We start from the raw sequence: 21,987 nt of genomic DNA, 5'->3' as shown, positions 1-21,987 counted from the left end.
GTCTATCGGATTTTTACATACAGGAAGAGCGTGCAATTGATCTGCCGATTAATCCGTTACCTGATCGGCATTAGAGCATTTGCTCCTCTTTCGTGTAGCGTCATATTAGATGACTTGCAGTTGAGCATCACCTTGCTCAGACAAAAAGCCGCCGGTTTGATGCTTCCACAACTGAGCGTAAACACCACCCAATTGCAGCAGCTCGTAATGCGAGCCTTGCTCAATGATTTTGCCGTCATCCATCACAATCAAACGATCCATCGCGGCAATCGTTGATAAACGGTGAGCAATCGCAATCACAGTTTTTCCTTCCATCAGAACTTCAAGGTTTTCTTGAATTGCCGATTCTACTTCTGAATCAAGTGCAGACGTTGCTTCATCCATGATCAAAATTGGCGCGTTTTTCAGCAGCACGCGAGCAATCGCCACACGTTGACGCTGACCACCAGACAGCTTCACACCGCGTTCACCCACTTCAACGTCATAGCCAACGTTACCTTGCTCGTCTCGTAGAGATTGAATGAAATCATGGGCATGTGCTTTCTCAGCAGCTGCGATAACGGCATCCATTGAAGCATCTGGATCACCGTAAAGAATGTTCTCTTTAATTGAACGATGCAGCAAAGAGGTGTCTTGCGTGATCATACCGATGTGTTGGCGAAGCGACTCTTGTTCGACTTGCGAAATGTCCTGTCCATCAATACAAATCTTACCGCTATTTACGTCGTAAAAGCGCAGCAACAAGTTGACCAACGTGGATTTACCTGCCCCAGAGCGACCGAGAATACCGACTTTTTCGCCCGGTTTGATAGTCAAATTCAAGTTCTCAAATACTGCCTTCTCATCACTGTAGTTAAAACCTACGTGATCAAAGCAGATCTCACCTTGCGAGATTTGCAGAGGCTTGGCATTTGGCACGTCTTTCACTTCAACGTCGTTTGAAATCGTATTAATACCGTCCACTACCGTACCGATGTTTTCAAACAATGCGCTAACTTCCCACATGATCCACTTCGACATTCCTTGTACGCGCAACGCAATACTAATGGCAATCGCAATAGCACCAATTGTTACAGCGTGATCTAGCCATAAATAAACCGAAATGGCACTGATAGACATCAGCAGTAAATAGTTGATGGCATCAACACTAAACAGCAAACAAGTCACCATGCGCATTTGGCGGTAAACCGTCACCAAAAATTGCTTCATGCTGCTTTCTGCGTATTCCAACTCTCGCTGTGAATGAGCGAATAGTTTTACGGTAGAAATGTTGGTGTAAGAATCGACAATGCGTCCGGTCATAACCGAGCGAGCATCCGCTTGCTCTGTCGCTACTTGTTTCATTTTAGGGATAAAGTAGAACTGGATAACCGCGTACATTCCTATCCAAATCACAATAGGCAACATCAGCAAGCCATCGGCCTCGCCCATCATCCAAAGCATCGAAAGAAAATAAACGCTGATATAAACCAGTACATCCACCAACTTCATGACCGTTTCTCGTACCGCTAACGCACTTTGCATCACTTTGGTCGCAACTCGGCCTGCAAAGTCACGTTGGAAAAATCCAACCGCTTGTTTTAGCAAGTAACGGTGAATCAACCAACGGATAGACATCGGGTAGTTACCCAATAACGTTTGGTGCATCACCATTGAGTGGACAAAACCGAGAACTGGCATCACAACCGCCACTAAGAACAGCATCATTAGCATGCGATCACCCTGATCTTGCCAGAATGTTGCGCGATCTTGATTAGAGAGAATATCGACGAGCTCGCCCATATAACGCAACAGCGTCACCTCAGTAATGGCAATAAGCGCACTGAACACAGCCATAACAAGTAAAGGGGCTTCAAAGCCACGAGTGTAAAAGCGACAGAAGCCAAAAAGTGTCTTCGGTGGCTTTTCGGTTTCCATCTGGGGAAAGGGTTGGGTCAGTTTTTCAAACCAATTGAACATAACAACGACTTTAAGTACCGCGAATGAATTTGCGAACGTTTTACTATCTTTTGATACAAAAGTCAGTAAAATACCGAAACAAAAGTTCAAATGATAATAATTACAATTAAGCTTAGCGTTAATCATAATTGTCGGGAATATATTTATGACAAAGAATAACTTACTGACCATCGCGATCCGTAACGCGTTGGTCTGTGCTTTGGCACCAACAGCAGCAGTGGTTGCATTCACAGCACAAGCTCAAGAAGACGTTGTACAAGATGACATTATTGCAATGGAGACCATTACGGTCACCGCGCAAGCACTTAAAGTAGAAACCCCTGCGGCAGAAACACCACGCAGCGTTTCTATTATCTCTGAAGACGAGCTTCGCGTTCGTGCATCGCAAAAGTTGGACGAAGCATTACGCTACACATCTGGCGTAACCGCTCAGCCTTATGGCGCCGACAACGACACTGATTGGTTCAAAGTTCGTGGATTTGATGCAGCGACTTACCTAAACGGCAACCGCCTATTCCGCGATGGTTACTACACATGGTTGGTCGAACCTTACGGCCTAGAAAGTGTGGAAGTGGTTAAAGGCCCATCAGCTATTCTGTTTGGTGAATCGGCACCAGGCGGTATCGTGAATGCGGTACAGAAAAAACCAACGTTTACGCCTCAAGGCGAAGTAAAAGTCGAAGTAGGCAACAACCAACACCAGTCTGTAGGTTTTGACATTGCTGATGAAGCAAACGACGCTGGCACAATCCGCTACCGTTTGGTTGGCCTGATGACAAGCCAAGATGGCGAACTGGACGGCACTAACAACGAGCGTTTTTATCTAGCGCCAAGTGTCGAGTTCGACATTTCTGACCGTACAATGCTGACCGTTTTGGCTACTTACCTTCGTGATGACGGTGTGCCAACCAACCCATTCTTCCCAGCAGCAGGAACTTTGATTGGTTCTAACTTTGGCAAAATCGATCCTTCGACTAACCTTGGTCAGCCAAACTACGATAAATACGAACGCACGCAGTTTTCTCTAGGTTACTTACTAGAGCACGACATCAATGACACGTGGTCACTCTCGCAAAACCTCAACTACGGTTCGAATGAGTTGTACTTGCGCAGCTCTTACGCGTTCTCAAACAACGATCCAGCGAAAGAAGAGTTAACGCAAGGCATCGTATTCCGTGACGGAAAAAACCAGAGCATCACGTTCGATAACAATGCTGTCGGCAACTGGATGACAGACAACGCAGAGCACACAGTGCTTATCGGTATGGATCTGCAATTCCACAAAACCGATGGCGACGAGCAAGACAACTACGCATTTGGCACCATCAATCCGTGGAACCCAGTTTACGGCAACTTCACCCCTCTTGATCCTGCCAACAACGTGAAACGTGAGATTGAGAAATCTCAAGCAAGTCTCTATTCGCAATACCAATTGAAACTGCATGAACAGTGGATTGGTAACGTGGGTGCTCGTTACGACTGGGTGAAAACAGAAAACTCTGGCAAAGGCGCAGGCGTTGATCAAAACGAATCTCGTGATGATGGTCAGTTGTCTCTCAGCGCGGGTGTAATGTTCCTTGCAAACAATGGTTTGTCACCTTACGCAAACTACTCTCAGTCGTTTGAAGTGATCAGCACCATTGATGCTGCAACCAATGAGCTTTATAAACCGCTGGAAGGCGAGCAAGTAGAAGTGGGTGTGAAGTATGAGCCAAGCTTTATGGATGGCTTTATCAACCTTGCATGGTTCGACATTAAGCAAAAGAACGCGTTGGTGACCAACCCATCAACATGGATCGCGACACAAACGGGTGAAGTGACTTCTCAAGGTATTGAGCTTAAAAGCACAACACAGCTAACCGACGATCTAAAACTGATGGCAAGCTACACCTACACCAAAGCGAAAACAGATGAGAGCTTTGGCCAAGGTAAAAAACAAGCCGCACTTATTCCTGAGCACCAAGCTTCTGCATGGGTAGACTACAGCGCCTACAGCCTGATTCCAGGCCTCAATATCGGTACTGGTGTGCGCTACGTAGGTGAGTCAAAAGATAACCCTAAGAGCTCAAACCTAACTGTTCCTTCAGTCACTCTTTGGGATGCGTCAGTCACTTACGACATCACTTCACAGTGGCAAGCACAGCTAAACGTGAACAACATTCTGGATAAAGAGTTTGTTTCAGGTTGCGATTACTGGTGTTACTACGGCCAGTCTCGCTCTGTCATGCTAAACGCAAACTACCGCTGGTAATTGAACTTTCTACTCCCCTCTCTTGAGGGGAGTTTTCTCCTAAGAGTCATCCATGTTTCAACTGTCTAATATTGAGATCGTTCGAGGTGGACGTCAGATCCTCGTCATCGACCAACTTAACATCCCAACGAATGAACTAACTGTCGTTTTGGGCCATAACGGTTCAGGCAAATCGACACTGGTGCACCTGCTTTCTGGTCAAATGTCACCAGATAAAGGCACGGTAGCATTAAACGACACTTCCCTTTCATCACTCAAAACCAAAGAGCTGGCAAAGCAGATCGCCTATTTGCCACAAAAGCTGCCCTCCTCGGCTGGTTTAACAGTAGAAGAGCTAGTGCGCTTAGGTCGCTTTCCGTGGCGTGGCGCACTTGGTCGCTGGAAACCTGAAGACAAACAGATCATCGCAGAAGCCATGGGTCTCACTGGCGTAGCTCCGTTTGCTCAAGCATTAGCGGACGATTTATCGGGCGGTGAGCGCCAACGCGCTTGGGTGTCTATGCTGTTGGCTCAACAATCACCGATTTTGATCCTAGACGAACCGACCTCCGCGCTCGATGTTCACCATCAATTTCAACTGATGGCGCTACTGTCAGAGCTGAATAGAACCGAGAACGTAGGCATTATCGTGATCCTGCACGATTTGAACTTAGCACTGCGCTATGCAACCCACATTGTTGCGCTCAAGAAAGGTCAAATTGCGTTCGAAGGCAACGCCGACATGTTGCTAGATGAGGATCGCCTTTCTGAGTTGTATGAGTCACCGATTAAGCTCATTGATCATCCAACTCCAGCCAACACATTGGCGAGCCAAAAGGTGGCTGTTGTATGCGCATAATAGCTCGTTTACTTACTGTGGCTACACAATCTGCTTTTCTGTTAGCATTTTTTATGACTAATGCAAATGCAGTCATCACCGTTACCGATGAATATGGTGAGCATAGTTTTGAGCAAGCGCCGCAGCGCGTTATTGCCTTAAACTGGGACATCTTAGAACAAGTTTTGGCGCTAAACGTAGAACCAATCGCAGCCCCAAATTTACCAGGCTACCGCCAATGGGTGGTTAATCCAACTGCACCAGAGTCAATTGAAGATATTGGAACCAGAGCAGAACCCAACTTAGAAAAAATAGCCAGTTTGAAACCAGATGTCATCCTTGCTGCGTCTCCACAGCAAGACTTGATTCCGTTACTCAAACAAATTGCTCCTGTAATCTATTTACCTAATTTTTCTGAAAGTGAGGCCGCAGCTGAAACGGCAATTCGTCATTTTCGTACGCTCGGCAAGCTATTCAATAAAGAGGCGCTTGCTGAACAGAAACTGGCAGAATTAGATGCTTCATTTGCGCAGATGCGCCAGCGAATTAGCCACTATTACTCTGAGCCGCTCAGTGTTCTGGTGATGCGTTTTTCAACCCCGAATACAGTGTTTCTTGCAACCGAAAATTCCACCACAGACTACGTGGTCAGAAAGCTGGGATTACAGACTCCAATTAAAGAGGACCCACGTGCGTGGGGGGTAAAGCAAGATCGGATTAATCGACTTCAAAACCTTCAAAACAGCTACGTTCTCTACGTACAACCTTTCCCAGAAGAACGCAAACTGAAAGATTCACCACTTTGGCAAGCGATGCCGTTTGTAAAGAAGCAGCGGGTAAATTCAGTCAGAGCAGTGTGGGCGTATGGCGGTGCCATGTCTTTGCAATACACCGCTGAAGCGATTACCGACAGTCTAATAGAGTTGGCACCAAAGCAATGAGAACGAAACATTATATTGGTTACCTGGCGCTGATTACGTTACTTAGCGTCTTTAGTCTACAAATTGACACTAACTTATCACTCTTCGAACAGTGGCAATTATTAACAAAACCAGAGGTAGCGAGCGAATTTCGTGACGTATTTTTTACGCAAGCTCAGCTTCCTAGGTTAAGTATTACTCTACTTGTTGGTGCCATGCTTGGTCTCACTGGCAGCTTAATGCAGCAATTAACGCAGAATAACCTCACCTCTCCTTTGACTCTTGGCACCTCTTCTGGGGCTTGGCTTGCATTAGTCGTGGTAAACATTTGGTTTGTTGATTGGGTAGCCGACTACTCTGCATTAGCCGCAATGGTAGGCGCCTTAGTGGCGTTTGGCCTGATCGTATCTATTGCCGGTGTGCGTAATATGACAGGTTTGCCGTTGGTCGTTTCGGGGATGGTGATCAATATCTTGCTCGGTTCTATCGCCACAGCCATTATTATTTTAAACGCCCAGTTTGCACAGAATATTTTTATGTGGGGAGCGGGCGACCTTTCACAATACAGCTGGGATTGGTTTGAATGGTTGCTGCCACGCTCTGCTATTGCAATCGTCATTTTGATCGTCGCACCACGTATTCTGACCTTAATGAAACTAGGACAAGAAGGCGCAGCAGCCCGAGGCTTAGCGGTATTACCTGCTTTTAGCACGTTAATGGTGATGGGTATTTGGCTGGTATCAGCCTCAATCACTGCGGTTGGTATCATCAGTTTTATCGGCTTGTTAACACCAAACATCGCCCGTGCAATGGGAGCGAGAACGCCACGTGACGAATTGATCAGCAGCATGCTAATGGGCGCAATGCTATTAATCATCACAGACTCTGCCGCCATCTCGCTAAGCTTATGGTTAGAGGAAACCATTCCTAGCGGCGTAGCGGCTGCAGCTATTGGCGCTCCCGCTTTAATTTGGTTTACTCGTAAAAAGCTGACGGCAACCGATCAACTTAACCTTTCAATGAGCCAAGGAAAAACGGCGCTTTCTAAGCGCGCAGTTTGTAGCATAGTGATAATGAGCATCGTCGGGGTTCTGGTTTACTCATTCGTTACCCATGGTATAAACGGGATCCAATGGTCCGTGCCAGGGGAGTTCCAATGGCAATTACGCTGGCCGCGAATGCTAACCGCACTTTCTGTCGGTATTGCGCTATCCGTTGCCGGAATCATTTTGCAACGCATTGTTTACAACCCTCTGGCAAGTCCCGATATTCTCGGTGTGTCTTCCGGAGCCACGTTTGCCATTATTACGACAGGAGTCATCGCTGGGTCACTTCTCTCCGCATTTAACTGGGGGATCGCTTTTTTCGGAAGTATGTCCGTATTGATGTTATTGCTGATTATCGGTAAACGAAGCCATTTTAATCCATCTAACTTCGTGTTGTCCGGCATCGCACTAACGGCACTATTAGAAGCCCTTGTTCAATTTTCGCTAGCTCAAGGTTCTGGTGACAGTTACAAAATTTTATTGTGGCTAACTGGTTCAATTTATCGAGTCACAGCCGACACCGCACTGATGCTATGTTTGGCAATAATGGTTCTGCTTACCGCTGTATTCGCGATTTCTCGCTGGCTAACATTAATTTCCATCGGACGACAATTCTCAAATGCACGAGGACTTAACCCCACCGTAGCCAATACGCTAATGCTCACCATCGTTGCTTTATTATGCGCCTTTTCTACCGCTACAGTTGGTCCGATATCTTTTGTTGGCTTGGTCGCTCCCCATATGGCGATGATGTTAGGAGCAAGAAAAGTGAAAGAGCAACTAAGTGTCGGAGCCTTAATTGGTGCAACCCTAATGTTGTGGGCAGATTGGCTGGGACAAATCGCTATTTATCCAAGTCAGGTCGCAGCTGGCACATTGGTCGCTATTGTAGGCAGTACTTACTTTCTGTTTTTAATGCTGAAAAGTAAATTCAGCTAAGTATTCAGGGAATATAGTTAGAGCTGGAAATACCGTTAGAAAAACAAACCCCGCTATGTTTGATAGCGGGGTTTGTTTTAACTGGCGTACGACACTTCTCTATTTTTCACTCACCACAGGAAAGCGCTGCTCATAAAGTTCCATAAAGTCTTTACGAATCAAATGCTCCAAGTGGTTAGCTTTATCGGTCGGGCAGAAAATCATAACATGCAAAATCTGCTCACCATTGATATTACTAGAAATATGCATATGTGGCTCTGCACCGGGAAGATCGACCCCCGCGTGTTTTTCAATCATCGCATTGTAGCGATGCGCAACATCACTGAAGTAGCTACAATGCTCTTCAATCTTGTCGGTCAAGATTGGTAACAGAGGATACAAATTAACGAAGTCTTTCACCACGATAGAAAAATTGTGGTAGACGTAGCGCTTCATAAAATTGAGGTTCTTTACTGGGTAAGTAAAAAACATACTATTGGGTAAGGTCGCGGTTTTTCCGGTGTAGTGATATTGCCCATGGTGCAGGTCGATCTCTTGAATCACCGTCGCCATCATATTGTGCTCGATAACTTCGCCGCACAGTTTACCGACCTCAATCCAGTCACCGACACGAAAAGAACGTGAGCTTGCTCTTTGAATCGAGCCTGTAAAACACAAAATTATCTCTTTGGATGCCACAACAATGGCAACCGCTATCGCCGTGACACTTAGAGCAAACTCGTTTATTTCTGATTGCCATAAAATAAATAAAATCAGTAATGTAACGGCAAAGGTGCCGTTCTTAGTTCTGGACATCCAGCTGCGCTGATCTTCAGAAAGAAAGGCATGGTCACCACGAATCATCGATAAAATGGTACGACGAATTAACCACATAATCACAAAGATCAGTGCGGTAAAAATCAGTTTATGAGTGAGAAGAAAATCGACGACTAACTGCACTTTCTCCATTCCACGGCTCCCTTAGAATTAAAATACGGCCTAGTAACGGGTAACCATAACAAATTATTTTGTCAGTTGTCCGTGTTCACTCAAGTACTTTTGAGATTACTCCTCTCTAAAGGCGCGATTCATGCTTTCAGTGATTGGCTTTATTAAATAACTTAAAGGCGTTCGCGGTTCAGATAAAATAAGCACTTCCGCGTTCATTCCTGAAGTTAAGCGGTGTTTGGCTACATCTTCTTGCGAAATTGCAATTCTAGCGAGGTAAAAATCCTCTTGGTTTTCTTGTGAAAGCTTATCCGCAGAAATCGTTAACACCGTACCGTCTAATGGTGCCAACGTTCTAGCATTCAGAGCGGTCAGACGAACATGCGCCTGCTGACCCGGGTTAACTAAATCGATATCCTGAGGATTCACGCGAGCCTCGACTAACAACTTATCGTCTTGAGGAACCAACTCTAATAGCGTTTCACCCGAACCAATCACACCTTTTTCGGTAAATACCTGCATGTTGACCACACGGCCTGCAATAGGTGCATTGATGGTTGTTCTCGCTACAATATCTTGGGCTGAGCGATACTCTTCACGGATGGCGACGATTTCCTTTTTGGTGTTTCGTAGCTCCTCGACAATCTCATTCAGTCTTTCAAGCTTCAACTCTTCAATTTGCGCTTGGTTTTCATCCAACCTTTTGCTTACTGTGAGTGATTGTCTGTCTAACTGACTTAAGGTACTCCGCACTTCCGCTGCAAGACGTTTGAGTTGAAGTAAGGTGGATTTACCCGAAAAGCCTTTTTGAACTAAAGCTTGGTTACTGTCTATTTCTTCGGCGATAAAATTGAGTCTTTCTCTCTCAATGACTTTGGTTTGCTGGAGGTTTTCTAGCTCCAAATTTGCCCCAGAAATACTCTGCTCAATGATGCTCAGCTTACTATCAAAGAATCGCTTTCTCGCTTCAAAGATCTTGTTTTGAACCAGTTGAGCTTCTTGGACGATATCGACGCGAGGAATACTTTCAAGATCATCAGACCATACGATCGTTGGCAATTCATCTAGCTCAGCACTTAGACGGTTTTCCTTCGCTAGAGTATGAATAAACTGACCACTTAATGAATCCAACTTCGCCATAGCTTGTCGCTTAGAGAGTTGAATTAATAATTGACCTTTTTCAACCAAGTCTCCCTCCTGCACGTACAGCTTTTCAATAATGCCGCCTTCTAGATGTTGAATTTCTTGTCGCTTAGTGAGAACAGACAAATCGCCATAAGCAATTGCAGCACTCTCTAATTTCGCTGTCGCAGCCCAGTAGCCTAGGCCACCAAGAAAAATACTTAGCGTCACCACACCAAGTAAAATTGGCTTTCGAAAGCTTAGTTTCGCTTGCGGACTAAAACGATAAACGGTTTCAGACGGATGTTGATTAACGGCTGGCAGTTGATTGCTCATTTCTTACCCTTGGAATATCTGTTCTTTCTTCGCCCATCAAGCGTTTTAATACTTCATCTTTAGCACCGTATAATTTGACTCGACCTTCAGCCAAATACAGCAATCTATCCATTTGTCGTAATGTACTCGGATTATGGGCAATGACGATAATCGTTGAGCCTTGCGCCTTTAAATGGGCAATCAAACGTTGATATGCAGCCTCTCCTTCACCATCAAGGTTGGCATTAGCTTCATCGAAAATCACAATAGGTGGATCGCCATAAACGGCTCTAGCAAGTGCGATTCTCTGCCTTTCTCCTCCAGATAAACCACGGCCATTTTCGCCAATAACGAAATCATAACCTTTATTTTTCTTGAGTATTAATTCATGACATCCTGCTAGTTGCGCCGCCTTGATGACTTTAGCGGGGTCTTCCTCTTTGAAGCGCGCGATGTTCTCCCGAATTGTGCCAGGAAACAACTCTACTTCTTGAGCGAGATAACCAAAATGGGCGCCGCGATCTTCCGATGCCCAAGTAGACACTTCCATACCATCAAGCGTAACCTTACCTGCTAATGGCTTGATCGTACCTAATAACAACCGAGCAAACGTCGATTTACCAGTACCAGAAGGGCCAATAACTCCGACAGCGACTCCGGGAGGAATAGATAAGTTGATCGATGAGAGTACAGTCTCTGTTGTGCCAGGATGGCGATAAGCAAGTCCAGTTAGTTCATAGTGTCCTTTTGGCTTTGGCAGTGGCATATTCGATTCATCTTGGCGCACGATTGTGTCGATTTCTTTTAGCCGTTTATACGCGCCTTTAGCAGACATAGCACTTCGCCATGTTCCAATCGCCTGCTCCATCGGCGAGAGTGCCCGACTCATTAAAATGGAACTCGCGATCATCGCTCCCGCAGTAATCTCATGTTGGATCACTAACCATGCTCCGCCTCCCAACAAAAAGATCTGTAGTGAACCACGTACAAACTTAGAAAAGTTAGCCATGTAAATGGACTTACCTGCCACTCGCTCTTCGAGCATATTGACTTCATTCACGCGCGACTGCCATTTCTCTAAAAACGCGTTCATCATCCCCATCGCAAGAATTGAATTGGCATTTTGCGTGGCTAGCTCGGCGTTGTTGATATGAGAGATCGCCCTAACTTCACTCTCTTGCATGGTTTTACGCGTCATTAGCTCATTGAGTAGCCCGAGACTAAACAATACGATAGACCCGAGTAACGCGATGTGACCCAATACTGGGTGCAATAAATATACGAACAAAATAAACAGCGGTGTCCAAGGCGCATCCAATAGTGGATAGGGTGCTTGGCTGCTCAAAAAGCTTTTGATGTTCTGAATGTCTCGCAGCGTTTGCGAGGTGTAACTCTTCCCTGTGTGCGATTGGTATTGAATGCTGCGCTTAAGCATAAAAGTGGACAGTTTGGTGTCCATCCAATAACCAAATGATTTACTCATTTGCGCGCGAGCGATATCAATAATCGACATGGTTAATAACGCGACAATCACGATAATAGTGAGCAAAAGTAGAGTATCGGTTGAATAGGAGGATATCACTCGGTTGTACACTTGAAGCATGTACAAGGGTATCGAGAGGACTAGTAAGTTGATAAAAAGGCTAAAAGCGATTAGCAAGCCCGCAAGCGTGCATAGTTTTTGTCTCACTTCTTTGAAAACCGTTTTTTGCACGACTATTTCCGTTTAAATTGAAAATGTAGGCGCTAGCAAAAGCTAGCACCTAACTTAAGACAGCCTCAAATACACTCTAGAATGACCGAGTTAGTTCACCTCAGCGTGACAGAGCCACACAAACTAAATCCCATTCTGAGTGATTTAAGTCATTTAGATTGCAAATAAATCCGCACCGTAAGTATTGATGTCAGTTTCGGTAACGCCAATGAGTTTCACGGTTAGATCAGCACCATCGGTAAACACGGCATTACCTACAGCATCATAGCTAAAGCTTAAATCACCGAAGTCTGTGACCGAGTCACTAATAATGTGCAAAGAATCTTCACCAATGGTGAAATCCACAACTTTTGCTTCGCCATGGCCACCAAACTTATCCGTGAACACAAACTTATCGCCATTGCTGCCGCCAACTAGAACATTATCACCAGAACCAGCTACAAGAATATCTTCACCGACGCCGCCATTTAGTTTGTTGTCACCCAACAAACCCAAAAGCAAATCATTACCTGTACCACCGCCGAGGTAATCGTTTCCTGTACCAGCCCTTAGGATGTCATCACCAGCACCACCAGTTAGGCGATCATCACCGTCGCCGCCGATCACATAATCGTTACCGCCACCGCCAACAAACGAATCATTACCACCAAAACCAATAAACAAGTCATCGCCGCCATCGAAATCAGCAAATTGGTTATTTACACCTGCATCGCCTAGATACGTGTCATTGTCACTTGTGCTCATTTTTATTCCCTCTTGTCTTAATAATTGAATAGACCTTTTATTCTATGTCTGAGTAGATTTGTAACAGACATGAGAAGTCTAATAGTCAACCGAATAGGAATAAGTTTGAATATGGGATGATATTTCAGACTGACATTTTAATAATAAATATAAAACTTAGTACTTTATAGAGCATTTTCTTTTTATTACAGTAAGTTAATACTAGTACTACAGATTTCGCCTAGCCCAACTTGTTGCTTGCGTACGGTTCTTTACTTCTAACTTTCTAAAAATATTGTATAGATGTGATTTAATAGTATGCTCACTGATAAATAAAGAATCAGCAATTTCCATATTTGAGCCTCCTTCTTTCAACATTTTTAAAACTTGAATTTCACGCCGAGTAAGCTCTACCTCGATAGCGGGCTCAATAATGCTATTCGCTTCTTTTCCTCGATAATAATTAACCAGCTGATCCAGTAATCTTCGAGACAGCCAATTATCTCCTTTTATTATTGCTTTTAACCCCTGACACACCTTGTCCATGGAGTCTCCCGGACCGAAGATACCCTTTACATGCGGCCATGAGGCGAGTTCTTCTGTGTCTAAGTCATAACCTAAATTAAGCATTATGGTTCCTAGTACTTTATTACTATCTTTTAAATAAACTAAAGTTTCGGATGGAATCTCAACTGAAAAATCAACAAGCAAAAAGTAGCGTTCCGGAATGAGTTCGTGATAACTAGGGTTTTTAGTATCTATGATCGTTATTTTAGTTTCTATATTTTTAGAAAGCATTTCCTTAAAGTTTTCACTCTGTAAACTTTGTTGAGTGAGCATTAGGACTTCAGGCTTTTCCATATACTGTTCCATAATGTTTCTCATACTTTCAGTGACTTAACATTCTTAAATTAGTCGTTAATCGTCCGCACTTAGTGTGATATGTAAGTGCTAGTCCACAGAGTAAAGTTATTTGCTACTTTTTTAAATTCCAAAGTTATTAAAAAGAGAATCAAAAAAAGTGTTTCTCATAAAAGAAACACTTTTAACACATTTAGGTCACAGTAATGATTAAGAATTCACTAAATTAAATAACGCAATATTTCAAGGACATTACACTGTTAACGAGTTATCCGAAATATTTTCTTTCGCCCAAATAAGTGCTTGGACTCTATTTTTTACTTCAATCTTCTTGAAAATATTGTGTAAATGAGTCTTTACCGTATTCTCGCTCACAAATAGTTTTTCGGCAATTTGTTGATTGGAAGCCCCCATAGAGAGAAAGGTAATTATTTGTTGCTCTCGTTTGGTCAAAATAGCGGGAACATTCTTATTTATCGGTTTGCAGTGGCGACGAAGGTGAGTAATGTATTGCTGAGAAAACTTACGGCTGAACCACATATCCCCCTGAAGTACCTTACCAATCCCAACTTGCAGCGTTTTTATATCATCAGAGGTATAGAAAATACCTGCTAGAGTACGCCAAGCAAAAAGATCTTCAGTCGAAATGGATTGATCACAATTAATTAAGATTTCGAGCGTATCTTTCTGTTGCGACTCTTTAAATTCCGAATAACGCCGAAAGATTTCATCAGTGATCACGCTGCAATCAACAATAATGGCTGACGCTAAAGGCGAATCTAACGCTCCTTGAATAAGAGAGTCTGGTGTGATTAGAGCAACACTAATACCGAGTTTGGTCTCCAATACATCTTTCAGCAGAGATGACTGCAGACTGCTCTCCGTGATTAAAATGACATTTCTTGTTTTTTGTTGCTCCATCCTGATCGCATTCCCTTGGTCGCTTTTATTGAAATACGCAATAGATTTAGATAGAGCAGTAGTATTGTCAAGTATGAAAATAACTAGTACTAATTAATAACTCATTGAAGTGTCAATAATTTTTAAGTGGCAAGTATGTAAGAGGTATTAGCATTTTTCAGGCATTAAAAAAGGGAGCATACACTCCCTTTTTTGTATTTGAGTTGGTGATTTTGTCGCGCCCGTTAGAGCCGAAACCTCACCCTAGCTTAGTGAACTGGAACAGAGTTTTTTTGGTTAAATTTACCAAAGTGTTGCTCTAACACTTCTGGCGTCAACTTACCTTCTGCTTCCAGCTTTTTTAGCTCAGCGACGATCGCTTTTTGCTCTTCTAGCGACGGCAGTTTTACTTCTGGCTCCTGAGCGGCTTCCTGAGAAATCTGCTCTAGTTCTTTTTCGAAGTCATTCATAGTACTTACCTAAATTTAGTTAGTGAACTTTTAAACTTCGGCTATTCTATCCAACTCTATAGCTTGAAGCTACCAACCATCTTGTCCAGACGTGAAGAGAGCGCTTGAAGATCACGACTTGCATCCGCCAGCTCTTCTGCCGTTGCCGTTGTCATTTCATTGATCGCGTTGATTTCTTCAATGTTTTGGTTAATGGTATGCACCACAGTGGATTGCTCTTCCGTCGCCGTCGCAACTTGCGTATTACGATCAGAGATGTCTGTAATTCGCTCAGAAATATTGACTAGCACTTCCACTGCTTCATCGGTTGAAGCGACCCCTTCAATAGTGACCGCTTTACCCGCTTCCATAGCACTTACCGCATCTTGTGCGTCACTTTGAAGTTGGTTGATCATCCGTTGGATCTCTTCTGTTGAGTCAGCTGTGCGTGACGCTAGGTTTCTGACCTCGTCAGCAACCACCGCAAAACCACGACCTTGCTCTCCAGCACGTGCAGCCTCAATCGCGGCGTTCAACGCAAGCAAGTTGGTTTGTTCTGATATGTCACGAATTACGCCCAGAATCGAGCCAATATCTTTAGTTGTCGATGCCAGCTGCGTAACGACAATATTGGTCGTTTCTACGTCATCAGCTAGGCGGCTAATCACCTCTTTGGCTTTCATAACCACTTCACGACCCGTTTGAGTATTGTCAGAAGCCTGATTTGCCGTATCGGCAGCAGTAGCCGCGTTCGATGCAATTTCGCTGATGGTCGCACCCATCTGGTTAATCGCCGCAACAACTTGAATGGTTTGATCACGTTGCTCTTGGCTGTTGTCATGTGTGGATGTTGCTTTCGTCGAAACACTTTCTGCCGCTTGACTTAATGAGCCACTGGTCAAAGCAACTTCTTTCATTGTGGCGTGGATCTTCTCAATAAATCCGTTGAAGCCTTTTGAAAGCTGAGCAATTTCATCATTACCCTGAATTTCAATGCGCTGCGCCAAGTCGCCTTCACCTTGCCCAAGGTCGGTAAAACGATCGGCAATCAGTCGAATTGGTTTAGTAATACTATTTGCCAACCATACGCCCATCAGAATGAATACAACGGCGACAATGATGGTCGTAAACAGCATTTTTTGCGCAGTAGCATTTAGGTCCGCAAAGACTTCATCGACAGGAACTACACCAATGACAAACCAATTCATTGAAGGAACATACAAACTGGAAACAAACGTGTCCTGCCCTTCAAAGTCCACATTAATCAAATTGAAGCTGTTTTTATTCAGCAGTGCACTCGCATCACTACCAAATAGCTTGGTGATAGAAGTTTGGTTTTTACCTTGTTGACGATGTATTTGAATCTCACCCTGTTCGTTAGTGAGGAACACATAACCCGTATCTTCAATTTTAAACCCATTGAGCAGCGCAACCATGTCGTCCATCGACTTTGAAAGACCTGACATTGATGTGCCATTTAAGTCTTGGTAGTTGGCAAACATTTTTACTTCGCCGTTTGCCTCTTGGAAAACGCTCACTGACGTTTCTTGACCAGAAGACGTAAAGCCAAAGAACCAAGCATCTTGAGTTCGATTCAGCTGACGCAAGAACCCGTTTTGATTCCAGTAATATGCCGTTTGACGATTGGCTACCGAAGCATCATTAAGTCCGTACTGGGATTTAACGTTATTGAGCTGCTGAACTAACTGAACTTCTACCGATGGGTCGCGGTCTGTATTAGATAGGGCTTCGACAATAAACTCGTTTGTTGCGAGCTGTTTTGCGGCTTGTTGCATCTCTACAACTTCGCGGTCAATTTCTGTATTGATTTGCTGCAGCATCGCAGGTAGTTCGATATCAATAAGACGGTGGCTCAACACATCTCTTGCATGACGCTGAGCCATAACACCAACGATAATTGTTGATGCTAAAACAGCAAACGTAATACCAAGTACAACCTTCTGTTTGATGCTCAAGGAATGAAGTTTCAACATATTCGGACCTTTTAAAAGAATCACTTGTTATTGGCCCCATAAGGGGAATCTGGTGCATATCTCATGACACGCACATCACAGAAACTTTATCGGCTCACATATACAAAACTAGAGGCATTTCTCACTATATTATGAAAAATAAATGTAACGCTCTGTCAGATAAGAACTTTCAGTGATAGCAAGTACTTGCAATTCTCTGCAGCGTCCCAATATTGAAAAGATAAATTGCGAAAGCGCATTGGAACTTTTTCCATCTGGAAAATGACCAATACTCAACACAAAAATCAAATGGATATCGAGAGTCCAAAGCATGCATAAATCTAACTTCGAAACTCTTCAGCAATACCTAGAGTCGCAGATCATTGGTCAGCAAGATCTAGTCAAACAACTGCTTGTTGCCCTTTTGGCCGATGGACATATTTTGGTTGAGGGCCCTCCTGGGCTAGCAAAAACCCGCGCAGTAAAATCACTCTCAGATTGTGTTGAAGGCGACTTCCACCGAATTCAGTTTACCCCTGACTTGCTGCCAGCCGATTTAACCGGCACCGATATCTTCCGCCCCGAAACCGGAGAGTTCACTTTCCAATCTGGTCCTATCTTCAATTCTCTTATCCTTGCGGATGAGATAAACCGTGCACCGGCCAAAGTACAAGCGGCGATGCTTGAAGCAATGGCAGAGAAACAAGTCACAGCAGGTCGCCATACTTACCCGTTGCCAGAGTTGTTTTTGGTCATGGCGACTCAAAACCCGATTGAACAAGAAGGGACTTATCCACTACCTGAAGCACAGCTAGATCGCTTTTTATTACATTTAGAAGTGGAATACCCAGATGCGGAGCATGAGCTATCTATCTTGCGTATTAACCGCGGTGAAGCAAAAGGCGAAACTACCGTCGAGCGGCCAATGTTAAGCCAACAAGATATCTTCACTGCGCGTAAAGAAGTGTTGGATATTCATATGGCAGAAACGATAGAGCAGTACATCGTCCGTTTAGTTATGGCAACACGTCGAGCCAGCGAATATGACACTGAGCTGGATAAGTGGTTGTCAATGGGCGTTAGTCCACGTGCCACCATCGCTCTGGATCGTTGTGCCCGCGCGCACGCTTGGCTTGCAGGTCGTGATTTTGTGTCCCCAGAAGATGTTCAAACCATGGCTTATCCGGTTTTGCGCCACCGTTTATTACTGAGTTACCACGCTCAAGCGGAAGGCATTACGGCAAACCAAGTCATCGATAAGCTACTAAATCTCGTTGGCAGTGCATAAGACGGGTGAGTGATATGTCCACAACGCATCCACTACCACCTCATGCAAATGGGGTGACATTAACCCTTGAAGAGCTGCTGCAATACCGCACTCAATCTGTACGTTGGTTGCCACCAGCACAAAGTATCTGGTCGCAAATGAGCGGTAACCATACCAGCCGCCAAAAAGGACGAGGTATGGATTTTATGGAAGTACGCCAATACCAACCTGGCGATGATATCCGCAGTATTGATTGGCGGGTAACTGCTCGTACCGGGAAAGCGCACACGAAGCTATTTGCAGAAGACAAAGAACAAGCTGTGATTCTTTACCTTGACCTGAGTCCTAGCCTGCATTTTGGGTCTAAGTATATGCTTAAGTCGGTTCAATTGGCCCACTTTGCCAGCGTGTTGATTTGGCTCACTTTGGCTAAAAAGGATCGCATCGGTGCGGTGATTGACGATGGACATCAATGTTTTGAGTTTCGCCCTTCCTCTCTACAAAAACAGGGGCTGCGGATTCTTAATGCTATCGTCGATACACATAACGCGCAGGTGGCTCGTACTGCCAACAACGAGGCTCGTACACTGCCGTATACTCAGGTGTTAGAAACACTTCATACACTGACACCTAAGGGCAGCGAACTGATTATGCTCAGCGACTTTGCCCACATAAGCGCAGCAGAGTTGACGCAGTTACGTCGACTAAAACAGCACAATAGTGTGAGGGCTATTCAGTTTTATGATCCTTTAGAAAGAGGTGAAACAAACTTTAGAGGTCAAGTAAAAGCCTCGGATGGACAACGTAGTCAATGGTTCAACTTTGGCTCCAAGGGCCAAAGAAAGGAACTCGAAACACACTTTACTCAACACCAAGAAACCATTAAACAGCAATGCCATTCGATGGCGATTCCATTTAACACGCTATCAAGTGGTTGGCCCTTGATTTCACAATTAAGCTAACAAACTGTACAAGCAGCATTTATTAAGCAGTAATAATAATGACAACAAACAACCAAAGCCTAGACCTTGAACCTCTGATTTTACCAAACGCTCCGGATTGGTTTCCGCTCGCTTGGGGATGGTGGGCAGTGCTTGCGGCCACCGTACTTTTCGTTTTCAGCATTTATCTTTATACGAAATGGCGTAAAAAACGCCTACGCGCGCAAAAGGCAGCCTTAAAACTTTTAACTCAATCTGTCACACCTCATACCCCTTCCTCTGCTCTAGAAATATTGCGTCAGGCGGCATTGAGTTACTTTCCGCGTGAAGAAATCGCGCCATTAACTGGAATCGCTTGGTATGAATTTCTCGATAGCCATACCAAAGAAACTCGATTCGTAGACAAACAACATCAGTGGCAAGAAGCGCTGTATCAGAAATCCTCTCAAGAAAATCATCAAAGCTTGGTCGATGATTGTGTCTTTTGGATAACTCACGCTTTGCCACCAAAGAAAAAGGCAAATAACCGTGACTGAGCAAACACTCATAACCGAACTTGCCCAATGGCTAAACATTAAATTTGTCTGGTGGTGGGCACTATTTTTGCTGCCTGTCCCCTGGTTGGTATACAAGCTCCTGCCACAAGAATCTCAACAAGCCGAGATCAAATTGGCGTACTTACCAACTAATGAGAATGGCAGCAAACCTAGGCAAGCCCTGCAAAAATCACTATCAATGGCGATCTGGGTTCTTCTTATCATTGCTTGTGCGCGTCCAGTTTGGTTTGGTGATCCAGTTGAGTTCCAACCCAAATATAGGGACTTGATGTTAGTCGTCGACCTATCTGGCTCGATGCAGCAAGAAGACATGGAGCTCAATGGCGAATACATCGACCGCCTCACCGCTGTCAAAAAAGTTCTGTCGGATTTCGTGGCAAAAAGAAAAGGTGACCGTCTCGGGGTTGTTTTGTTTGGCGATCACGCGTATTTGCAAACGCCACTCACTGCAGACCGTAAAACCGTCATGCAGCAGATTAATCAAACCGTCATCGGCTTGGTTGGTCAACGAACCGCCATTGGTGATGGCATTGGTCTAGGCACGAAAACTTTTGTAGACAGTGATGCTCCGCAACGAGTCATGATTTTGCTCAGTGACGGCAGCAATACTGCCGGTGTGCTCGAACCGCTCGAAGCAGCGGAAATCGCAAAAAAATACAATGCGACCATTTACACCGTAGGCGTAGGTGCTGGTGAAATGATGGTGAAAGAGTTTTTCATTACTCGCAAGGTTAACACCGCAGCCGACTTGGATGAGCAAACACTAACTAAAGTGGCAGAGATGACTGGTGGACAATATTTTCGGGCGCGAGATACTGATCAGCTCGAAAAGATCTACGACACGATCAACCAGCTCGAGCCCGTGTCAAGCGACACGCAAACTTGGCGTCCGCAGTCAGAATGGTTCCCATACCCATTAAGCGCTGCCTTCGTACTGTCGGTATTGTTATTCCTACTGAGGAGAAAACATGGCTGAGTTTATTTTCCTTAACCCTTATTGGCTTTTGGGGCTTATCGCAATCCCTATTGCGCTCTTGCTCAATCACAAATTTAGAGCAAAAAAATCGACACTGATTGCCCCTCACCTAGCTAAAGTGCTCGGACAAAACACGCAGTCCAAACACTATTTTATTCTCTGGGGCGTAGCTTGGGCGATTGCCTGTATTGCGCTAGCGGGACCAAGCTGGCAATCCAACGCTCGCCCAAGCTTTGAGTTAAACCAAAACCGCATTTTAGTGCTTGATATGTCTCGCTCGATGTTCGCTACGGACATCAAGCCTAATCGACTCGCGCAAACACGTTATAAGGCGCTGGACTTACTTCCTAAATGGAAAGAAGGGGCTACGGGTCTTATTGCTTACGCTGGCGATGCCTATAACTTAAGTCCACTGACGACTGATTCCAGTACGCTTGCCGTCATTATCGAGAATTTGTCACCAGAGCTAATGCCTTTTCAAGGGGCAAACCTGCCTTCCGCAATTGAATTAGCGCTCAACCAGTTCTCTCAAGCAGGTGTGCAACAAGGCGACATCATCGTGTTAGCTGATGACCTTGATGAGTCAGAACTGTCTCGCGCGTTGAATTTAGTCGAAGGTAAAAACATTCGGATCTCTGTTCTTGCAGTAGGAACCGCTAATGGTGCTCCCATCGCCCTACCCGATGGTTCTCTTTTAAAGACTGCACAAGGCACAACTGTCGTAGCGAAAACAAATCTGAAGAATTTACAAATACTAGCAAAGAAAACAGGTGGAATTTTTGTTCCTATTCAGCACACCAATCGCGATGTTGAGAACATTTCGGCCTTTACGAGCAACGTTGGCAGTCAACTTTCGGCCAAGAAGAGTGAAGAAGTGAGCACTGACTCTCGCTTAAATGGTGGCTTTTGGTTGCTGCCGCTATTACTTCTGCCTGCAGCTTTACTGTTCCGACGCGGCCTGATTTGGATGCTTGTGGCAACAGTAATACCGATGACTTGGACACAACACGCCGAAGCAAATCCGTTCTTAAATGCCGATCAACGAGGAGCGGAACTCTACAAGCAAGGTGAGTATGAACAGGCGCAAAACCTATTTACAAACCCAAGCTGGAAAGGGGCAGCCAGTTACCAAAAAGGTGACTACGAAGCCGCTATCGAAGCATTTTCTCATGACTCCTCTCCTAACGGCCGCTATAACCTTGCCAACTCTCTGGCGCAAAATGGTCAATTAGAAGAAGCGGCAGAGCTTTATAAAAAACTGCTTGAAGAAAAGCCTAACTTTGAAGCTGCAAAGAAAAACTTGTCGGTTGTGGAACAGAAGCTGAAACAG

At 44.7% G+C, this 21,987-nt stretch carries 18 protein-coding genes; 9 read left to right on the top strand and 9 right to left on the bottom strand.

The window, feature by feature from the left end; genetic code table 11:
• Positions 1-105: 105 nt before the first annotated feature.
• Positions 106-1,959, bottom strand: a complete 1,854-nt coding sequence (locus tag ACWYVB_RS08470; RefSeq protein ID WP_074190697.1) for an ABC transporter ATP-binding protein — start codon at positions 1,957-1,959, stop codon at positions 106-108.
• A gap of 145 nt (positions 1,960-2,104) precedes the next feature.
• Between ACWYVB_RS08470 and ACWYVB_RS08465 the strand changes: the two genes are divergently transcribed.
• From ACWYVB_RS08465 to fhuB, 4 genes are read left to right on the top strand one after another with little or no spacing between them, the layout of a single operon-like run.
• On the top strand, positions 2,105-4,210 hold the full coding sequence (locus tag ACWYVB_RS08465) for a TonB-dependent siderophore receptor (RefSeq protein WP_457528711.1): 2,106 nt from the start codon (positions 2,105-2,107) through the stop codon (positions 4,208-4,210).
• A 52-nt stretch (positions 4,211-4,262) separates the two neighbouring features.
• Positions 4,263-5,048: an ABC transporter ATP-binding protein gene (locus ACWYVB_RS08460; RefSeq protein WP_317411062.1), complete on the top strand. Its 786-nt coding sequence runs from the start codon at positions 4,263-4,265 to the stop codon at positions 5,046-5,048.
• A complete protein-coding gene (locus tag ACWYVB_RS08455) occupies positions 5,039-5,968 on the top strand; it encodes an iron-siderophore ABC transporter substrate-binding protein (protein WP_457528709.1) in 930 nt (309 codons plus the stop codon). Before ACWYVB_RS08460 ends, ACWYVB_RS08455 begins: the two co-directional genes overlap by 10 nt.
• Positions 5,965-7,932 carry a Fe(3+)-hydroxamate ABC transporter permease FhuB gene (gene fhuB, locus ACWYVB_RS08450; protein ID WP_457528707.1) on the top strand — a complete coding sequence of 656 codons (1,968 nt, stop codon included), beginning with the start codon at positions 5,965-5,967 and terminating at the stop codon, positions 7,930-7,932. Before ACWYVB_RS08455 ends, fhuB begins: the two co-directional genes overlap by 4 nt.
• Positions 7,933-8,031: 99 nt before the next feature.
• Here fhuB and ACWYVB_RS08445 read toward each other — a convergent pair whose 3' ends face one another.
• The 8 genes from ACWYVB_RS08445 to ACWYVB_RS08410 all read right to left on the bottom strand — a co-directional run bounded on the left by ACWYVB_RS08445 (position 8,032) and on the right by ACWYVB_RS08410 (position 16,937).
• Positions 8,032-8,880: a mechanosensitive ion channel family protein gene (locus ACWYVB_RS08445; RefSeq protein ID WP_005392418.1), complete on the bottom strand. Its 849-nt coding sequence runs from the start codon at positions 8,878-8,880 to the stop codon at positions 8,032-8,034.
• A gap of 96 nt (positions 8,881-8,976) precedes the next feature.
• Positions 8,977-10,317, bottom strand: coding sequence for an HlyD family type I secretion periplasmic adaptor subunit (locus tag ACWYVB_RS08440; RefSeq protein ID WP_005392416.1), 1,341 nt, complete (start codon positions 10,315-10,317; stop codon positions 8,977-8,979).
• Positions 10,292-12,010 (bottom strand): type I secretion system permease/ATPase, encoded by a 1,719-nt coding sequence (locus ACWYVB_RS08435; protein ID WP_457528704.1) that lies wholly within the window; start codon positions 12,008-12,010, stop codon positions 10,292-10,294. Before ACWYVB_RS08435 ends, ACWYVB_RS08440 begins: the two co-directional genes overlap by 26 nt.
• A gap of 153 nt (positions 12,011-12,163) precedes the next feature.
• Positions 12,164-12,754, bottom strand: coding sequence for a calcium-binding protein (locus tag ACWYVB_RS08430; protein ID WP_005392412.1), 591 nt, complete (start codon positions 12,752-12,754; stop codon positions 12,164-12,166).
• 207 nt (positions 12,755-12,961) lie between these two features.
• Entirely contained in the window at positions 12,962-13,618 is a 657-nt protein-coding gene (locus tag ACWYVB_RS08425; RefSeq protein WP_080619247.1) for a LuxR C-terminal-related transcriptional regulator, read from the bottom strand.
• A gap of 228 nt (positions 13,619-13,846) precedes the next feature.
• Entirely contained in the window at positions 13,847-14,515 is a 669-nt protein-coding gene (locus ACWYVB_RS08420) for a LuxR C-terminal-related transcriptional regulator (protein WP_457528702.1), read from the bottom strand.
• A 248-nt stretch (positions 14,516-14,763) separates the two neighbouring features.
• On the bottom strand, positions 14,764-14,964 hold the full coding sequence (locus ACWYVB_RS08415; protein WP_005392406.1) for a restriction endonuclease subunit S domain-containing protein: 201 nt from the start codon (positions 14,962-14,964) through the stop codon (positions 14,764-14,766).
• 56 nt (positions 14,965-15,020) lie between these two features.
• Positions 15,021-16,937 carry a methyl-accepting chemotaxis protein gene (locus ACWYVB_RS08410; protein WP_005392399.1) on the bottom strand — a complete coding sequence of 639 codons (1,917 nt, stop codon included), beginning with the start codon at positions 16,935-16,937 and terminating at the stop codon, positions 15,021-15,023.
• Between the two features lie 310 nt (positions 16,938-17,247).
• Between ACWYVB_RS08410 and ACWYVB_RS08405 the strand changes: the two genes are divergently transcribed.
• The 5 genes from ACWYVB_RS08405 to ACWYVB_RS08385 all read left to right on the top strand — a co-directional run.
• Positions 17,248-18,204, top strand: a complete 957-nt coding sequence (locus tag ACWYVB_RS08405; protein WP_005392397.1) for an AAA family ATPase — start codon at positions 17,248-17,250, stop codon at positions 18,202-18,204.
• A 14-nt stretch (positions 18,205-18,218) separates the two neighbouring features.
• Entirely contained in the window at positions 18,219-19,145 is a 927-nt protein-coding gene (locus ACWYVB_RS08400; protein ID WP_005392395.1) for a DUF58 domain-containing protein, read from the top strand.
• A gap of 38 nt (positions 19,146-19,183) precedes the next feature.
• The gene (locus ACWYVB_RS08395) at positions 19,184-19,660 is read left to right on the top strand and encodes a DUF4381 domain-containing protein (protein WP_047008481.1); all 477 of its coding nucleotides are present in this window, start codon (positions 19,184-19,186) and stop codon (positions 19,658-19,660) included.
• Positions 19,653-20,657 (top strand): vWA domain-containing protein, encoded by a 1,005-nt coding sequence (locus ACWYVB_RS08390; protein ID WP_457528699.1) that lies wholly within the window; start codon positions 19,653-19,655, stop codon positions 20,655-20,657. The genes ACWYVB_RS08395 and ACWYVB_RS08390 overlap by 8 nt, the downstream gene beginning before the upstream one ends.
• Positions 20,650-21,987, top strand: a 1,338-nt coding sequence (locus ACWYVB_RS08385; protein ID WP_457528697.1) for a VWA domain-containing protein, incomplete at its 3' end; no start/stop codon positions are given. The genes ACWYVB_RS08390 and ACWYVB_RS08385, both read left to right, overlap by 8 nt.

This window comes from Vibrio sp. JZG10 (assembly GCF_054064075.1).
This window is presented reverse-complemented; position numbering and strand designations above follow the sequence as displayed.

Coding starts and splice junctions, on each gene's coding strand:
- ACWYVB_RS08405 (WP_005392397.1), top strand. CDS start 17,248: ATGCATAAATCTAACTTCGAAACTCTTCAGCAATACCTAGAGTCGCAG.
- ACWYVB_RS08410 (WP_005392399.1), bottom strand. CDS start 16,937: ATGTTGAAACTTCATTCCTTGAGCATCAAACAGAAGGTTGTACTTGGT.
- ACWYVB_RS08460 (WP_317411062.1), top strand. CDS start 4,263: ATGTTTCAACTGTCTAATATTGAGATCGTTCGAGGTGGACGTCAGATC.
- ACWYVB_RS08455 (WP_457528709.1), top strand. CDS start 5,039: ATGCGCATAATAGCTCGTTTACTTACTGTGGCTACACAATCTGCTTTT.
- ACWYVB_RS08395 (WP_047008481.1), top strand. CDS start 19,184: ATGACAACAAACAACCAAAGCCTAGACCTTGAACCTCTGATTTTACCA.
- ACWYVB_RS08430 (WP_005392412.1), bottom strand. CDS start 12,754: ATGAGCACAAGTGACAATGACACGTATCTAGGCGATGCAGGTGTAAAT.
- ACWYVB_RS08470 (WP_074190697.1), bottom strand. CDS start 1,959: ATGTTCAATTGGTTTGAAAAACTGACCCAACCCTTTCCCCAGATGGAA.
- ACWYVB_RS08400 (WP_005392395.1), top strand. CDS start 18,219: ATGTCCACAACGCATCCACTACCACCTCATGCAAATGGGGTGACATTA.
- ACWYVB_RS08465 (WP_457528711.1), top strand. CDS start 2,105: ATGACAAAGAATAACTTACTGACCATCGCGATCCGTAACGCGTTGGTC.
- ACWYVB_RS08415 (WP_005392406.1), bottom strand. CDS start 14,964: ATGAATGACTTCGAAAAAGAACTAGAGCAGATTTCTCAGGAAGCCGCT.
- ACWYVB_RS08425 (WP_080619247.1), bottom strand. CDS start 13,618: ATGAGAAACATTATGGAACAGTATATGGAAAAGCCTGAAGTCCTAATG.
- fhuB (WP_457528707.1), top strand. CDS start 5,965: ATGAGAACGAAACATTATATTGGTTACCTGGCGCTGATTACGTTACTT.
- ACWYVB_RS08420 (WP_457528702.1), bottom strand. CDS start 14,515: ATGGAGCAACAAAAAACAAGAAATGTCATTTTAATCACGGAGAGCAGT.
- ACWYVB_RS08440 (WP_005392416.1), bottom strand. CDS start 10,317: ATGAGCAATCAACTGCCAGCCGTTAATCAACATCCGTCTGAAACCGTT.
- ACWYVB_RS08445 (WP_005392418.1), bottom strand. CDS start 8,880: ATGGAGAAAGTGCAGTTAGTCGTCGATTTTCTTCTCACTCATAAACTG.